The organism is Fulvivirga sedimenti, assembly GCF_020328055.1.
In genome coordinates this window covers 96,238-111,827 of the sequence record NZ_JAIXNE010000005.1, presented here as the reverse complement: position 1 = coordinate 111,827, position 15,590 = coordinate 96,238, and the positions used below count along the sequence as shown (strand labels likewise).

The window sequence follows — 15,590 nt, the reverse complement described above, 5'->3', positions numbered from 1 at the left end:
GTTAAAAAAATTTCTCCTTAAAAAATGGCCGATCAGCGACTAGTAAGTTTTGAATTCAAAGGGAAGTTCAACCAGCTCGGAAAATTCCTCACCTGCTTCTTCCATATCTTCATCATCCTCGTGAAAATACCAGTGAATCGTTGTTCCGTCTATGTCTTCCAATGCTGATAGTACATCAAGTATCAGTTTGGATGATGCAGTGTTGAAATATTCCAGCTTGAAAACAAATTCTGTTGAGCTGTTTGGTTCAGCGGAATAGGCATCGATCCAGTCCAGTACGGGCTGAAAAAATTCAGCGGAGTCTTCGGGTAACGAACGGCCCGAGATTTCAAAAATACCGTTTCCTTTATCAAGTAATATTTTTGGAGTATCTTCTGTTCCTTCTAGATTAAGTATATCCATGGTTTCTGATTTTTTGTATTCATTAAAAAATTAAGCGCGTGGGATGGAGCATTTCAGACAGAAAAATGCACCACCATTGTCGAGTTCTACAAATTCGAATTCCAGGGGCTGTCCGGATTTACGCGCCATATCAACAAAGCCCAGGCCTGCACCACCTTTGTCAGAAATCTGGGTGTTCTTAATAATGTCTTTGTACAATTCCTTGAGACCATCCTTATCCAGGTTGTTTATATTCTCAAGTTTTTGCTTCAGACCTGCTATTTCCGACTGATGTATCGGATTACCTGAAGTGATGATATAGGAGTCAGCACTTCTGCCGATCAGAAACACCGCCGCATTATCCTGATTGTTATGATCAGCATGTTTTACGATGTTCTGCAAGCATTCTACCATTACATTGAATACCTTTCTCTTGATCGAGGATTCTTCTCCCGTGGAATCCATATTACGTTCGGCCATGGCCAAAACGGATTTTGTGATCTCCTGGGTAAATTCACCTTCGTAAACAAGGATCAGGTGATGGTCAATCATCGTCTGATGTAAGTCATATATATACCTCATAAGTGATATAGTTAAAAAATGTGTTTTCGTTAAAATATATATCCGGTGGGCTAAAAAGTAGCCCCAAAATACTACTTAATGTTTTTTTCTAAAACTTAATACCTATTAATAAAACATCGTCTGTTTGTTTTTCGTCACCTTTCCACGTTTCCCACTGGTCATCGAAGGCTTTATAGGCTGCTTTCATCGGTTTGTCATGCATATCTTCGATTAGCTGACGTAAGCGTTTCGGTCCAAACTTACGGTTTTGCGGTCCTCCGAACTGATCGGGGTATCCGTCTGAGCAGAAGAAAATGGAATCACCCTTCGAAAGCTGAATCTGATGACTTGTGAAATTGGTCTGGTTCTTATAGATCCCGCCGCCGATAGCGAATTTATTCCCCTTGATCTCATCCATCTCGCCCTTCTTCATCACATACAGCGGACGATGAGCTCCTGCGAATTCAACTTTTCTTGATTTTTTGTCGATGCGGCACAGCGCGATGTCCATACCGTCCTTCGTCTGGGAATCGCCCTGATCCTGTCGCAGGGTTGTCGTTACGCCTTCATCGAGAATATCAAGAATCACTCCCGGGTCGGAGATCTTCCGGCTCCGTACAATGTCATTGAGAAGGAAATACCCGATCAGCGAGAGCAAAGCACCGGGAACACCATGGCCGGTACAGTCTACCGCGGCGATATAGATCGCATCGTTCACCTCCACATACCAGGGGAAGTCTCCACTTACGACATCTTTTGGTTTGTAAAGTATAAATGAATCGGGCAGTGTTCGGGTTATTACCGAATTATCAGGCAGAATTGCATTCTGGATTCGTTTCGCGTAGTTGATACTATCGGCGATTTTCTTGTTTTTATTCTGAATTTCAAGTTCAATGTGTTTCCGCTCTGTAATATCATGGGAAACAACAAGAACCGATTCCAGGCTTTCATTTTCGTCGTATTCCGGAATGGCATTCACCTGCATGATGCGTTCCCCCATTTCAGAAGGGAAGTCCATTTCTGTTTTCAGCGTTTTATCCTCGGCACGTACCTGTTCCACGATCGACAGCCACTGCTCGAGAACCTTTTCATTCAATTGAGCCTGATCAACGGGCTGATTAATATAGGATTCAGGATGTTTACCGGTATATTCCTCAATAACCGGGTTGATATAGGAAATTACTCCCTGCTCAAGCCTGGTAATGAGGTCAGGAGAATTTTCCGATAGTGCCTGCATCTTACTTCGCATACGCTGTTCGGCTTCTGCACGTTTGCGTTCCGTAATATTCTGAGAATTGATTACCAACCCGCGTATGGCCGGATTGCCCAGGAAGTTACTTCCCGTTGCCTCCATCCAGATGTATTCGCCCTCCTTGGTCCGGTATTCATACTGAATGGTCACCTGCTCATCCGGCTTTTTCAGCAAGCGGTTGAACAGTTTTTTGAACGCTTCCTGACCGTCGGAATGCACCTTTTCTATATCGTGAGTTCCGATAATTTCATTCTGTGAATAGCCAAGAATAGGTTCAACCGAGGGGCTTACATACTTGATGGTGCCATCCTCGTCATAGATGGTAATCACCTCTGAGGCATTTTCCAGCAGAATCTGCATTCTGCGCTGGGTGTAGTTCACTTCTTCGATCTGCTCTTCGAGTCGCTGGTTTGAACGCTGAAGCTCTTCCTGGGTCGCCTGCATTTCCTCCGCATTCTGGCGAAGGATCTCCTGTTTTTCCTGGAGTTCTGTACTCATGGTCTGAGATTCTGCCAGCAGGTTCCGCGTTCTTTCATTCACCTTGATGTTAAATACTGTCCTGGCGGTAATTACACTAAGTTCTTCGACGAATTTAACTTCGCTGTTTGAGAATTTCTGGTATCCTGCGAATTCAAGCGCTCCGTAAACGTTCTCTTCGGCGACTAACGGAACGATCAACAGGCAGCCTGGTTTGGTGTCCCCTAAAATACCGGAGGTAATGGTGACATAGTCATCAGGTATTTCCGTGCGAAGTACAGAATCCTTTTCAGCGGCGGCCTGGCCCACGAGTCCTTCTGCGAATTTGAATTTCGCCTCCAGATATTTCTTCCGGCTGTAGGCATAGCTGCTTGTCATTTCCAGAATACGTTCGTCGCCGTCATCATTTACCACATAAAACGCACCCTGCACAGCTCCGATCTTCTGTATGATGTATTTGATCACTTCGTCTCCAAGTTCCTGGAGGTTATCACTTGCCCGTAGTATCTCGCCGATTTCCGCCACTCCGGTAACGATCCAGTTCCTTTCCTTATCACGTTTTTCAGCCTCGATAAGATTGTCGCGCATGGTGATCAATGCATTACCCAGTGCGTCACTGTCGCTTACGGGCTTGTAATCAGCATCGAAGTTGCCCTCACCGATTTCCTGTGCAAACAGTGCTGTGGCCTTTAAGGATTCATTGAGCTGGTTAACGTTCTGAGCCATTTCACCTACCTCATCCTCGCTGATCTGGTCTATCTTCTCAGGCAGAATTCCGTTTCGCAGGAGTTCAAGGTTTGATTTCAGGGAGATCAAGGGATTGATCAGCTGTCTTGATACGATCAGGGACAGAAAAACACTTGAAAGCAACAGCAGCATTCCGGCTACCAGGTATTTGATGAATGTTCCACCTGTGGAGGCATATACCTCATCGCTGTCTATTTTTGCCACGATGGCCCAATTCGTTGATGCAATTGGATGATAGGCTGCCAGTACCTCGCGGCCGCGGTAATCTATATCCATGCTTTCACCTTTCTCGCCAGCCAGTGCCCGAACAAGTGACTGTCCCGACCGGGAGGTTGGTTTCACGATTTCAACACTGTCGCCGGGTTTATGGCGAAGATGATTCAGTATGGTTATGTTTTCCTCGTTCCCGGAAACCAGCAGAAGTTCACCGCTGTCTCCAAGCCCGAGTGTATCGCTCAAAATGTTGTTGATCTCATCGGCATTGATCTCGAAGATCAGCAATGATTTATCAGTGGCCGAATTCAATGGAATTCCGGCAAAGAATCTTTTTCCATAAATCTCACTGATAAACAGCCCATTAGATGTTTCTGAAATGATGGATCCGGGGTCCGGAAAATTCTGATCTGTAAGCCCAGGGCGGGTACTGTGCGTTACTACACCATTCCTTTTTGTCAGATGTATATCACCTAACTCATATGATTTTTTGTAGGACATTAACATGGCCACGATGTCTGCTCCTTTATCATCGTTCACTGTTTCCATTGCAAGGAAAGAGTTATCATCTGTGGAGGTTTCGTCACTTACAGTGAACATGTCTGCAAAGGGATCACCTGATTCAGAGGCCTCTTCGGCAGGAACCTCATATTCATCAGGTGGATTCAGGAATCCGTTTTCCTGAGCGAACTGAAGGTTTTGTGAGATGCGCTGCAGCATGAGTTCAATCTCCAGTGCTTTATTTCCCGCCAGCAAGGCAAGGTTTTCCTGGTATCGTTCTTCCAGTGAATCCCGACTTACCTCAAATGAAATATAGCTGCTGATTGCCACAGCTGCGGCAACAAGAACAACTACCAATCCTGTTATTTTCGTCCGTATACTGAATCTTTTATTCATGACTTCGGAGTTTTTTCTTGTTTGATACCATTTCCTTTCTTCAGATAGCCTGCGATTGTTTCACACTCAATGGTGAGGTTTTTACGTTCTCCTTCATTCAAAACTTTGTAAGTCCCCAATTCACAGACTCCAACCACATCATCTTCATGGATCAGTGGAACGACCGACAGAAACTTCGGAGGTGCCTGCCCAAGCCCGCTGATTCCACGATGTGTATTTTCAGGTATATTATCGATAAACATTGCCCGCTTTTCTTTAGCTGTTTGTCCGATGAACCCTTCGCCAAATTCATATACGGGCCGCTCAGATTCGGAGAATGACAGTGCAAACGGCACTGTAAGTTCGAACTGAGGTGAATTTTTCTTGCCATTTACCTGGTACAATGCCCCTGCAATGGCCTCATGATGCTCGCAAAGTGCATGAAATGCCTTTTCGAGGGGTTTATTTTTTTCCTTTTTTAAGATTTCATCAATAAATGAAGCGTCGTCAGCTCTATTATCGGCTTCCTTATGCTCCTTATCTTCCTGTGAACGTTTTTCCTGTCGGTTCCGGTCAACATAGATTAATTCATGTTGATGGTGGCGTTGCATGAAATAAAAACCGAGAAGTCCAACCAGGAATGTTCCGAATACAGCTATTTGCAGTCGTATGAAATAGGGCATGGCCAGTTCGATTTCAGTGGTGGAAAGCACACCCGACGTGAGGGCCAGGTCTGATTTCAACTGAATCAGCAGGTATCCTGATATAAGGATTCCGATCACAAAAATGATCGTGAATATTATTCCGTTGAAGTTTCCTCGTTTCATGTTGTATACTGTTTATTCAACTCTTTCAAAAAAAGAACGATTTCATCGATCTTCATGACCATATCAATCTTCGTCTGTTCCAATGCAGCCTTTGGCATGGCATCTATCATACAATCTGATGGATCCTGCACGATCGTCAGGCCGCCTCTGCTCTTGATATGTTTCATTCCTAATCCGCCATCCTTGTTGGCCCCCGAAAGCAGGATCCCGATAAGTTTGTCCTTGAAGACATACGATGCCGAATTCAGCGTGATATCGATGGCTGGCCGGCTGTTATTGACCATTTCTTCCGTGGACAGGCTGAAATAATTCCCCAATTCGATCGCCATATGATAATTTGCCGGGGCCAGGTACACCTTGCCTTTCTTGATGGGCTGCTTATCATAGGGTTCGATCACTTCTGCAATGCTTTTAATGGAAAGGGCTTCGACAAACCCGTTTCGCACGTGTTTCAACCGGTGCAGGCACATAATTATGGGCAGCGGGAAATTATCCGGAAGTTCTGAAAGGATTCTGGTGATCCCCTGGAAGCTTCCCGCTGATCCGCCAATTACGATGGCTTTATATTTATTATGTAAGGATGTGATGATCATAGTTTATGCCGCATCAGTCCTTTATTTTCCTGTAAATTTTCTCTTCATTGTTAACTACAATGAACTTATTGGCTATCTCACACCATATCAGGGATTCCTTTGAGCCAATCGCCAGATAGCCATATTTGAACATACTCTCATGAAATTTCTTCAACACCTCATTCTGCAGCTGCTGATTGAAATAGATCATAACATTCCTGCAGAGAACCAGGTCGAATTTATTGAAAACACTTCCTTTCACCAGGTCGTGTTTTCTGAAGGAGATGTTTTCGAGTAACGAGGGATCCATGATCGCAATCCCGTCCTTTTCTTCATAATAATCCCGGATGGATGACGTTCCCTGGAATCTGATATAGTTCTTCTCATTCAGATCCATATGCTTCACGGAGTAACGTGCAGCACGTGCTTTTTCCAGAATATTGGTATCCAGATCGGTGGCAATCATGCTGACGTTATTGAGAATTCCCATCTCCTTGATCAGGATGGCCATTGAGATGACTTCCTCACCTGAGGAGCATCCGGCATGCCAGATACGTATTTTATCATGATTGACCAGAATAGCGGGAAGAATATCATCGCGCATTATCCTCCAGAAGGAAGGGTCGCGGAACATTTCGGTTACATTTACGGTGATTTCATTCAGGAAATATTCCATGAAGGTGGGATCGTCCAGCTTGCTGATGAGTGTTTCCACGCTGAACCTGTTAAGTTCAAGAATCCGTGTTACACGTCGTTTAAAGGATGACAGGGCGTAGTTGGTAAAGTCGTAATCATAACGGCTTCTTATCACCTCTGTGATCTGCTTGATATCAGCAATGTCGATGTCTATCATGTTCTTTCAGTCTTCACCCAACAATACACGCTTCCGCGTAATTTGATTGCCAAAACCAGCACCATCTCAAATGGTAAGGTTTTTTCTTTTTTTAAATGATTTTGTGAACAGCATGGTGTAAAAATTCTTTCCAGCCACTCCATAGGTAAATGCCACCGGCATTCACACATTAAAAAATCAAGGTTCCGCCTGACGTTTCATATGAATGATGACGCCAAAATGGAACGAATGCTATTCTTCAGCGCACGGGCGCATTCGGAAATAGATTAACCAATTTACTATATATGCCTGAAAATGAAAGGGGCGTGTACTATCTAACGTGATTTTGCAGTGAAACTAAAAGGCAAAAGCGAATCGACCTGATGGATCTTTATCCAGCTTTTCCCTTCCCATTTCATGAGTATCGAATAATTGGGTTCCTGTCGGTGAAGGAATTCAACCATTACCTGACGACAGTTCCCGCACGGACTCACAGGTACAAGATCTTGCTTGTCTCCGGAACGGGCAACTATGGCGATTTGGGTGATTTCTTTTTCCGGAAACTCGATGCCCTTGCGATAGAGTGCAACCTGTTCTGCACATAATCCCGCAGGTGATGAGGCATTTTCCTGATTGACCCCTGTAATTACCGTCCCGTCGGCCAAACGGATTGCCGCCGCCACATGAAATGTCGAGTAAGGGGCATAGGAAAATCTGAGTGCATCCATTGCAGCCTGTGCTAATGACTTATCAGATTCAACCAGCTCATCGAACTGACCGATAATCGTGTATTTGTCTTGTTCCATGGTCTTTAAAGGTCGTTAATTCGTCGGGTTAAAAATATTTTTGATCGTTGTTTTTTAAACGCATAATGATTCCCTTAGTTTCAGGGTGTGAATTGAATGATCACCTATGAAAACGATTTTAGTACTTGGCGCCGGCCGGTCGGCAACCTCACTGATTGAATACCTGATCAAAAACAGTATGGAGAATGACTGGGTGATCCGGGTCGGGGATTATGACGAAAGCATTGCCCGTGAAAAGTGCCATAACAGCAGCAGGGCTGAGGCTTTTCAGTTCGATATAAACCATCCTGAACAATGTAGTGTGGAAGTAGGCAAGGCAGATTTGGTTATCAGTATGCTTCCCGCTGCCTATCATCCGATGGTGGCGCGTCAGTGCTTGTCCCATGGTGTTCACCTGCTTACAGCCTCCTATGTTTCAGATGAAATGCGGTCGCTCGACCGTGAAGCTAAGGAGAAAGGGATTCTGTTACTCAATGAGTGCGGATTGGATCCGGGGGTCGACCATATGTCTGCTATGCGTGTGATCGATAAAATACGTTCGGACGGACATGAGTTGATTGGATTTGAATCATTTACCGGAGGTTTGCTTGCTCCAAATGAACGGGCGGACAATCCATGGGATTATAAATTCACCTGGAACCCGAGGAATGTGGTACTTGCCGGACAGGGTATCGTTAAGTTTATCCAGGAGGGGACCTATAAATATATCCCGTATCAGCGTCTTTTTCGACGAACTGAGATCGTTCATATTCCCGGCTATGGCCACTTTGAAGGCTACGCCAACCGCGACTCACTCAAGTATCTGGATGTTTATGGCTTGCGGGGCATAAGAACTATCTACAGGGGAACCTTCCGGCGTCCCGGCTTTTGCCGTACCTGGGATATCTTTGTTCAGCTGGGCGCCACAGATGATGCCTATTATATGGAGGGCGTAGGCGAAATGACGCATCGGTCATTCATTAATAGTTTTCTGTCCTACAATCCGCATGATTCCGTCGAGCTGAAGCTGGCTCATTATATGCGCCTGGAACTTGACGGCCCGGAGATGCACCGGCTCCGGTGGCTTGGCTTGTTTGACGAGACCCCCGTTGGTTTGGATAAGGGAACACCTGCCCAGGTACTGGAGCACATTTTGAAAAAGAAATGGACTCTTGATCCTGATGATCGGGACATGATTGTTATGTGGCATAAATTTGACTTTATGGATTCCGGCAAACACAGGGAGATTCATAGTACCATGGTTGCGATCGGCGATGATCCGGTGAATACAGCAATGTCAAAGACGGTCGGCCTTCCTTTGGGTATGGCGGCCCGTCACATACTGAATGGAAATATCCGGCTGCGTGGAGTTCAGATTCCCATTGTTCAGGAAATCTATGATCCGATTTTGAAGGAACTTGTTGAAGAGGGTATTGAATTGGTTGAAAAAGAGATTGAGTGATGGATGTCTTCCTGATGATTCTTTCGGGGATATTTTTACTGATTGGTCTGATCGGGTGCCTGCTGCCAGTTCTTCCCGGAACACCGCTGAGTTATGTCGGACTACTGATTCTTCAGCTGATGCAGGAACCTCCGTTTTCCACCAGGTTTATGGTTATCTGGGCGCTGATCACACTGGCCGTAGCATTGCTGGATTACTGGATACCAGCCTATGGAACCAAGAAGTTTGGCGGGACCAAATATGGCATTTATGGTACATTGGTTGGTCTTTTTGTCGGATTGATATTCTTTCCCCCCTTTGGAATTATAATCGGACCACTTCTGGGAGCGCTGATCGGTGAATTCCTGGCTGGCTCTGATCAAAAAAAGGCCGTTAAAGCAGCGTTTGGGAGTTTTTTGGGATTTCTTGCTGGTACATTCATCAAGCTGGCCGCCTCTGCTGTCATGATCTATTTCTACTTCACAGCTGTACTGTGATTGAGTGTCGTTTCAATATTGATGTTTAAACACGCAATTTACCATTGATATGGTATATTGCCGTACATGTAAAATTCAGGTATTACATAAACAATAGACACGCCTTTGCCGTCTTTATGGTGCTAAAACCAAACAAGACATGCGAAGATTTACTGTTTTTATTCTTTTATTTTTTGCGGCACTAACCGTATCGGGTCAATCACAGGTTACCGTAAGCGGTAGGCTGATTGACGAAAAGACCGGAGGCCCGCTTGAATATGGAACGGTGTCATTCTATACGCCGAAGGACTCATCCCTTGTCACGGGTGGTATAACCGATCTTGAGGGTAATTACCGACTCATGCTGCCTCCCGGATCTTATTATCTGGTTGCCCAGTTTGTTTCTTATGAGGCCAAAACTGTTTCCGGGATTCAAATCCCAAAAGAGCAACAGTTGTACACGATCAGTCCGATCACATTAAGTCAGGATGTTGAAACCCTGTCGGAAGTAGTGATCACCGGGAAAAAGCAGGAAATGGAGATGATGCTGGATAAGCGTGTTTTCAATGTGGGTGTGGATGTGAGCAATACAGGAAGGAGTGCAGCCGAAATACTCGATCGTGTACCATCAGTTGCCGTGGACCAGGAAGGAAATGTTAGTCTACGCGGAAGTTCAAATGTCCAGATCCTTATTGACGGTAAGCCTTCCGGGCTGATTGGATTAACAGACAGTGATGGCTTGAGATTGCTTCAGGGGAACCTGGTAGAAAGTATCGAGGTGATTACAAACCCTTCAGCACGTTATCAGGCGGAAGGACAAGGCGGTATCATCAATATTATTCTGAAGAAAGACAGGAAAGCGGGATTCAACGGTGGTATCTCCCTCAATACAGGATACCCTAATGACCATGGAATTTCAGCAAATCTGAATTACAGGGCCAATAATTTCAATTTCTTCGGGAATTACGGATTGAATTATCGGCGAAGTCCGGGAGAAGGCTATGAACGCCGGCGCCAGTTTAGTGCCGATACCACCACATACCTCAATCGTGATTTTGACTTTGAGCGGGGTGGCATCTCCAATAATGTTCAGTTTGGAGCGGAGTACTACTTCAATGACAAGACAGTATTAACAGGGTCAATGCTCATCAGAAGATCTGATGAAAATAATGACCGTAATACATACTATGCTGAGTTCGATCAGAATCAGGATTTGCAGGAGCGATCGGTGCGAACAGATAATGAAGAGGAGACGGAGAACAGTCGGGAATATACGCTTTCCTTCCGCAAGAGTTTTAACAAGGAGAAGCAGGAGTTCAATTTTGATGTTCAATACAGAAACAATACAGAGCTGGAAGAATCAGATTTGTATGAAGAAACAATTTTCAGTGAAGGCCTTGGAAATACACCGTTAATTCAGACCTCAAGGAATGAAGAGGGGGAGCGGAATTTTCTTATTGAGACCTTTTACGTTCATCCATATGCTGAGAACGGTATCCTTGAATTCGGCTTACGAAGCAATTTTCGCCGCATAGGCAATGATTATTTGGTACAGGAGCAGAATGAGTCTGGTGACTTTGAGCCACTGTACAACTTCAGTAATGACTTTCGCTATGATGAGTCAATTCAGGCAGCATATTTTATTGTGGGAAACACAAGGGATCGCTGGTCCTGGCAACTGGGAATGCGGGGAGAATATACAGACATACAGACAGATCTGAAACCCCTGGATCCGGAGGAGGAGGAACAGGTGAATAATAAGAATTATTTCAACCTTTTCCCCAGTGCCTCATTGAATTACAAGCTGGGAGGGGAGAATTCGCTACAGGCAAGTTATAGCCGCCGATTGAGCCGCCCGGGTTTCTGGATTTTGAATCCTTTTTCAAATTTTAGTGATCCAAGATACCTGCGTACAGGTAACCCTGATCTTGATCCTGTTTATACAGATTCCTATGAGCTGGGCTATTTGCTTAACTGGGGTACGGGATCATTATTCAGCAGTGTATATTATCGTCACAGCACCGGTGAGTGGGAACGCATTACCACCGTAGATGATGAAGGCGTTAGTACGTCATTTCCTGTAAACCTTTCGACCGAGGATGCTGTTGGTTTCGAATTTAATTATTCTCAGGACCTGGCAGAATGGTGGACGATCAATGCGAATGCCAACGTTTATTATTCCGAAACAGACGGGGTGTATTCGGATGTGCGGTATTATGCGCAGGCATTTTCGGCCAATGGCCGTCTAAATTCCAGGTTTACGGTTTGGGATAAGATTGATATCCAGATGAATTATCGTTACCGTGCGCCTCGCAACACGACCCAGGGAACGCGTAAGTCATTCAATACATTGGATGTCGGCCTCAGCACTGATCTTTTGAACGGGGCGGCAACCCTGGTTATGAATGTGAATGATGTCTTCAATACCGGTGTTTATCGCGGTGTTACCGAGGGTGAGAACTTCTATTCTGAATCAGAATACCGCCGACGTTTCCGTCAGTTCACTGTGAACTTTACATATCGCATCAATCAGAAGCCTGACCGCCAGAGGAAAGGCGACAGGAAAGGTGGTGATGACAGAATGGATATGGATGGAGACTTCTAGAAAAGGTTAACCGACAGTCCGATTGTAAAGTTGGATGTGTCGGCCGTTCCGTTGGGTCCGTTTTCAAATAATTCCGACAGGCTGTAATAACCAAAAAAGTTGAAACCTCCGTAACCAATTCGGCCCGTTAATCCGTACCTGAAAGGATTGAGTCCGTACGATTTTTTGTTTTTCACTTTCACCATTTCGCTGCCGTCATCATATTTCAATTTTGTCTGAGATTCGAAGAGGAATCCGAATTTTCCTCCGAAACTGATGTTGAAACTGCGTTTACGGTCACCTGGATTGGAGTAAAACCTGAATTCAAGTGGAATATCGACATAGTTTGTGATGAGGTGGGATTTTTTGGGATCCAGTTCAGCGATATCGGTGAAGGAAACATCACCATTGGCATTTTGTGAAAGGGTAAAGTCTGCGTCGAACTTATACCGATCCATTCCCACTCCGATACCCGGAACAAAGTATAGTCCGAATTTCCCTATTGGCAATTCATAGGAATAGCTGACGTTTATGGTCCGGGATCCAAAAGAGTTGATCGCCATTGGAGCAGGTTCATTCTGCAGAAAATTCCAGCCCAGTTCAACTTTCAGGTTCCCTGGCAGGTCGGGCCGCGCCTGTGCCTGACGTACGCTCACCGGTGCCATTTTATATAGCGGATCGGTGTCAGTTGCAAAGGAGGCTGACAATGAGAATATAAAAATTAGTGCAAGTATTGAACGTATCATATTGGTCTAACTACAGATTGAATTTTTTGTTGCAGGTGGGCAAAGATAACTTTTTTTGAAAAAGTAAGGGGGGAGATGCTTTTTTTTGCCATAAATAATTGGTTAAATTTGCACGGCGTTACGGAAAGGAGACACGGTTTTCGTCTGTAATGTTGGAATGGCCTTGTAGCTCAACTGAATAGAGCACCTGATTACGGCTCAGGAGGTTTCAGGTTTGAATCCTGACAAGGTCACTAAGAAAGCAAAAACCCGTCACGGAAGTGGCGGGTTTTTTAGTCAGTAGTCAGTAGTCAGCGCCAGGGGCGTCCCGTTGGGATAGTCAGTAGTTATTATTACCTGCCTGAGGCAGTCTTTCTCTACAGCAGTTTTTTAAGAATTTCGACCAGCTATAGCATATTTTCAGATTTGCACTACCTTTGCAGGAGCAAGACCGGCCCCGTAGTTCAATTGGATAGAATGTCAGATTCCGGTTCTGAAGGTTGTGGGTTCGACTCCCGCCGGGGTCACAAAAAAAGCCCTGCCAGATCATTCCGGCAGGGCTTTTTAAATGCAATTCAGATCTACTTCCGCGTGGCTGTAATTTTCTGTCCCTGGATCGTGAACAGTGCCTTGCTGTAGGAGCCGTCATCATCCTTTGTGAACTCCACGGTGAATAACCCATCGACCGCTCTGAAGCTTGTTGAACCTGTAGGCAGAAGCTCGCCACCCAGGCCAGCCTGGGGGATATTCAGCGTTAAAACACCGTCTTCTTCCTCAATGAACATGGAAACCGGGTATTGATCCAGTCCGTACTCACCTGTCAAACCTTCCGCAATTTCATAATTCGTATAAATTTCCTTTAGCGAAGGATAAATATTGTTCATACTGTTCTCATCTGGTACGCCCTGGCTTACCATCACATAGGCGATGTCCTTTTCTTTCTGAACAGGCAGGGTCACCTCGTTGGTTTTTTCCCAGACCTTGGCGTTCAGCACTGTAGTCTGACTGCCGCCATCTTTATAGAATACATCCAGTTTTACCGGAACAGGTCGTGAACCGAGTTTTTCAACGGTTGCCTTGCCACCTTTGATAGACTTGAGCGCCAGGTCGGCATTTCCGTAATTGAAGAACCACGGATTCCACAACCAGCCAAGGTCTTCACCCGATACGTCTTCCATGGTATAGATGAAATCATAAGGTGTTGGTGATTTTTTTGCCCATCGCTCTATATAGGTTTTATATGCCTTGCGGAACATTTCGTCCCCTAAATAGTGGTGCAGCATACCATAAAAATATGCAGGCAGGCTGTACGAAGCATAACCATAGTTGGATCCATCCATAAATTGCGTCGAAGTGATCAGCGGCAGGTCTTCGAAAGTTCCCATAGGGGCACCGCCGTTTACAAGTCCTTCAAATTCGAAGGTTTTGTTATCCTCTTCAAAATAACGCTCTGTTACTATTTTAGTGATGTATTGTGCCCATCCTTCGTCCATGTATGCGAACCTGCGCTCGTTAATGCGTACATACATCGGGAAATAGGTATGGTACATTTCGTGAACGGTTACACCCAATCCCGGACCGGCATTATTGGCCATCATCGGAAATTCCATTCCTCCGCCTCTGAGTCCGATAAAAGTGGTAAATGCAGGATAAGGATAAGGCACCCCTGGGATGTCTTCGGAGAAATGCTTCATCGCCTTTTGCTGGTTCGATGTCACATCCTTATAAACCACCGCATTGCCTTTCGGGAAAACAGTACTAACGAGCACATCCCGGTTGTCTACCTTCTGAATCGCAGCATCCCAGAGGTAGTGGTCGCTAATTGAGAATGCAAAATCACTGACCTCGTCGGCTTTGTAATGCCATGTATTTCCTTTATTGGCAAACCCGGAGGCAAAATCCTTATCGGCAATGATATGCACAACCTCCTCGGATGTTTTGGCCTGATTATATCGTGAGAGAATTTCACTCGTGAAGACCTCATCGGGGTTCTGCAAAACACCGGTAGCCCAGACATTAAAGCGGTTGGGAATAGTGATCGTTACATCGTAGTTGGCCAGGTTGTTATAGAATTCGGTCTGAAAAGTATAATCCATCGTGTCCCATCCGAAAATATCATCATAGACGGAAAACTGAGGGTACCAGTACGCTACATGATAACTTGTGCTGTCATATACACCTGTACGGCGCAGTGTCTGAGGAACCACATATGACCAATCCGTGGCGAACTCAAGAGACGAATTTGGCTCAAGCGGCTCACTCAGGGTAATATACATATTGGTGCCACTCCTGCGAACCTGCTGTGTATTCAGCGGGTAATCCACTCCGTTAATGGCAACTTTGGTAACATCCACTCCTTCATTAATGTCTTCGGCAGCCACCTGCATCAGTCGTTTATTCGACTTTTTGAAAACATCATGATAAAGCCGGATTACAATGGTATTCAGCGCATCCGGCGAATTATTGTAATAGGTCGCCGACAGGGATCCCGATATCTTCCTGGTTGTCGGATCAAGTGTGGCGTTAATCTTGTAATCTACTGTGTTTTGCCAGTAGTTCGGACCGGGAGCACCATTCATGCTCCGTGTTCCCGATTCGTAGGCATCCCTTACTTCTTTCGGGATGAAGAATCTTTTTTCCTGGGCTATGGAACCGGCTCCAATCAGGAGCAGACCGGCCAGTAAAATTGTAAATCGCATATATCTAATGGTTTGTTTCCCCCAAATTAAGTGATAATGTAACCAACGTCAATTATACCATCGTAAACGGTTTAAAATGCAGTTAAGGAAAAATTTAAAAATTGTGTCATTATCTGTATCTTCAGGAACACTCAAAACCTGA

General features: G+C 45.1%; 12 protein-coding genes and 2 tRNA genes. 5 read left to right on the top strand and 9 right to left on the bottom strand.

Features of this window, described 5'->3' with window-relative positions; genetic code table 11:
• Positions 1-39: 39 nt before the first annotated feature.
• The 7 genes from LDX50_RS24190 to LDX50_RS24160 all read right to left on the bottom strand — a co-directional run bounded on the left by LDX50_RS24190 (position 40) and on the right by LDX50_RS24160 (position 7,544).
• Positions 40-402: a DUF1987 domain-containing protein gene (locus tag LDX50_RS24190; protein WP_225698856.1), complete on the bottom strand. Its 363-nt coding sequence runs from the start codon at positions 400-402 to the stop codon at positions 40-42.
• 30 nt (positions 403-432) lie between these two features.
• Positions 433-963, bottom strand: coding sequence for a SiaB family protein kinase (locus tag LDX50_RS24185; RefSeq protein ID WP_225698855.1), 531 nt, complete (start codon positions 961-963; stop codon positions 433-435).
• An 88-nt stretch (positions 964-1,051) separates the two neighbouring features.
• Positions 1,052-4,528 (bottom strand): PAS domain S-box protein, encoded by a 3,477-nt coding sequence (locus LDX50_RS24180; protein ID WP_225698854.1) that lies wholly within the window; start codon positions 4,526-4,528, stop codon positions 1,052-1,054.
• On the bottom strand, positions 4,525-5,334 hold the full coding sequence (locus LDX50_RS24175) for a GAF domain-containing protein (protein ID WP_225698853.1): 810 nt from the start codon (positions 5,332-5,334) through the stop codon (positions 4,525-4,527). Before LDX50_RS24175 ends, LDX50_RS24180 begins: the two co-directional genes overlap by 4 nt.
• Entirely contained in the window at positions 5,331-5,927 is a 597-nt protein-coding gene (locus tag LDX50_RS24170; protein ID WP_225698852.1) for a chemotaxis protein CheB, read from the bottom strand. Before LDX50_RS24170 ends, LDX50_RS24175 begins: the two co-directional genes overlap by 4 nt.
• 13 nt (positions 5,928-5,940) lie before the next feature.
• Positions 5,941-6,759 carry a CheR family methyltransferase gene (locus LDX50_RS24165; protein WP_225698851.1) on the bottom strand — a complete coding sequence of 273 codons (819 nt, stop codon included), beginning with the start codon at positions 6,757-6,759 and terminating at the stop codon, positions 5,941-5,943.
• A gap of 314 nt (positions 6,760-7,073) precedes the next feature.
• A complete protein-coding gene (locus tag LDX50_RS24160; protein WP_225698850.1) occupies positions 7,074-7,544 on the bottom strand; it encodes a cytidine deaminase in 471 nt (156 codons plus the stop codon).
• Between the two features lie 106 nt (positions 7,545-7,650).
• Between LDX50_RS24160 and LDX50_RS24155 the strand changes: the two genes are divergently transcribed.
• The 3 genes from LDX50_RS24155 (at position 7,651) to LDX50_RS24145 (ending at position 12,045) form a co-directional block, all read left to right on the top strand.
• Positions 7,651-8,985 carry a saccharopine dehydrogenase family protein gene (locus tag LDX50_RS24155; RefSeq protein ID WP_225698849.1) on the top strand — a complete coding sequence of 445 codons (1,335 nt, stop codon included), beginning with the start codon at positions 7,651-7,653 and terminating at the stop codon, positions 8,983-8,985.
• Complete coding sequence (locus tag LDX50_RS24150) at positions 8,985-9,461, top strand: DUF456 domain-containing protein (protein ID WP_225698848.1); 477 nt, start codon at positions 8,985-8,987, stop codon at positions 9,459-9,461. The genes LDX50_RS24155 and LDX50_RS24150 overlap by 1 nt, the downstream gene beginning before the upstream one ends.
• Positions 9,462-9,600: 139 nt before the next feature.
• On the top strand, positions 9,601-12,045 hold the full coding sequence (locus LDX50_RS24145) for a TonB-dependent receptor (RefSeq protein ID WP_225698847.1): 2,445 nt from the start codon (positions 9,601-9,603) through the stop codon (positions 12,043-12,045).
• On the opposite strand, the gene LDX50_RS24140 is transcribed toward LDX50_RS24145, so the two are convergent.
• The gene (locus LDX50_RS24140) at positions 12,042-12,770 is read right to left on the bottom strand and encodes a porin family protein (RefSeq protein WP_225698846.1); all 729 of its coding nucleotides are present in this window, start codon (positions 12,768-12,770) and stop codon (positions 12,042-12,044) included. The genes LDX50_RS24145 and LDX50_RS24140 overlap by 4 nt on opposite strands.
• Positions 12,771-12,929: 159 nt before the next feature.
• On the opposite strand from LDX50_RS24140, the gene LDX50_RS24135 reads away from it, so the two are divergent.
• Positions 12,930-13,003: transfer RNA gene (locus LDX50_RS24135), tRNA-Arg, on the top strand.
• Between the two features lie 199 nt (positions 13,004-13,202).
• Positions 13,203-13,276 (top strand) — tRNA-Arg (locus LDX50_RS24130).
• Positions 13,277-13,330: 54 nt separating this feature from the next.
• Here LDX50_RS24130 and LDX50_RS24125 read toward each other — a convergent pair.
• Complete coding sequence (locus LDX50_RS24125; RefSeq protein WP_225698845.1) at positions 13,331-15,448, bottom strand: M1 family metallopeptidase; 2,118 nt, start codon at positions 15,446-15,448, stop codon at positions 13,331-13,333.
• Positions 15,449-15,590 lie beyond the last annotated feature (142 nt).

Excerpts from the sequence above, each read along its gene's own strand:
- LDX50_RS24190 (WP_225698856.1), bottom strand. The coding sequence starts at position 402 with ATGGATATACTTAATCTAGAAGGAACAGAAGATACTCCAAAAATATTA.
- LDX50_RS24185 (WP_225698855.1), bottom strand. The coding sequence starts at position 963 with ATGAGGTATATATATGACTTACATCAGACGATGATTGACCATCACCTG.
- LDX50_RS24180 (WP_225698854.1), bottom strand. The coding sequence starts at position 4,528 with ATGAATAAAAGATTCAGTATACGGACGAAAATAACAGGATTGGTAGTT.
- LDX50_RS24175 (WP_225698853.1), bottom strand. The coding sequence starts at position 5,334 with ATGAAACGAGGAAACTTCAACGGAATAATATTCACGATCATTTTTGTG.
- LDX50_RS24170 (WP_225698852.1), bottom strand. The coding sequence starts at position 5,927 with ATGATCATCACATCCTTACATAATAAATATAAAGCCATCGTAATTGGC.
- LDX50_RS24165 (WP_225698851.1), bottom strand. The coding sequence starts at position 6,759 with ATGATAGACATCGACATTGCTGATATCAAGCAGATCACAGAGGTGATA.
- LDX50_RS24160 (WP_225698850.1), bottom strand. The coding sequence starts at position 7,544 with ATGGAACAAGACAAATACACGATTATCGGTCAGTTCGATGAGCTGGTT.
- LDX50_RS24155 (WP_225698849.1), top strand. The coding sequence starts at position 7,651 with ATGAAAACGATTTTAGTACTTGGCGCCGGCCGGTCGGCAACCTCACTG.
- LDX50_RS24150 (WP_225698848.1), top strand. The coding sequence starts at position 8,985 with ATGGATGTCTTCCTGATGATTCTTTCGGGGATATTTTTACTGATTGGT.
- LDX50_RS24145 (WP_225698847.1), top strand. The coding sequence starts at position 9,601 with ATGCGAAGATTTACTGTTTTTATTCTTTTATTTTTTGCGGCACTAACC.
- LDX50_RS24140 (WP_225698846.1), bottom strand. The coding sequence starts at position 12,770 with ATGATACGTTCAATACTTGCACTAATTTTTATATTCTCATTGTCAGCC.
- LDX50_RS24125 (WP_225698845.1), bottom strand. The coding sequence starts at position 15,448 with ATGCGATTTACAATTTTACTGGCCGGTCTGCTCCTGATTGGAGCCGGT.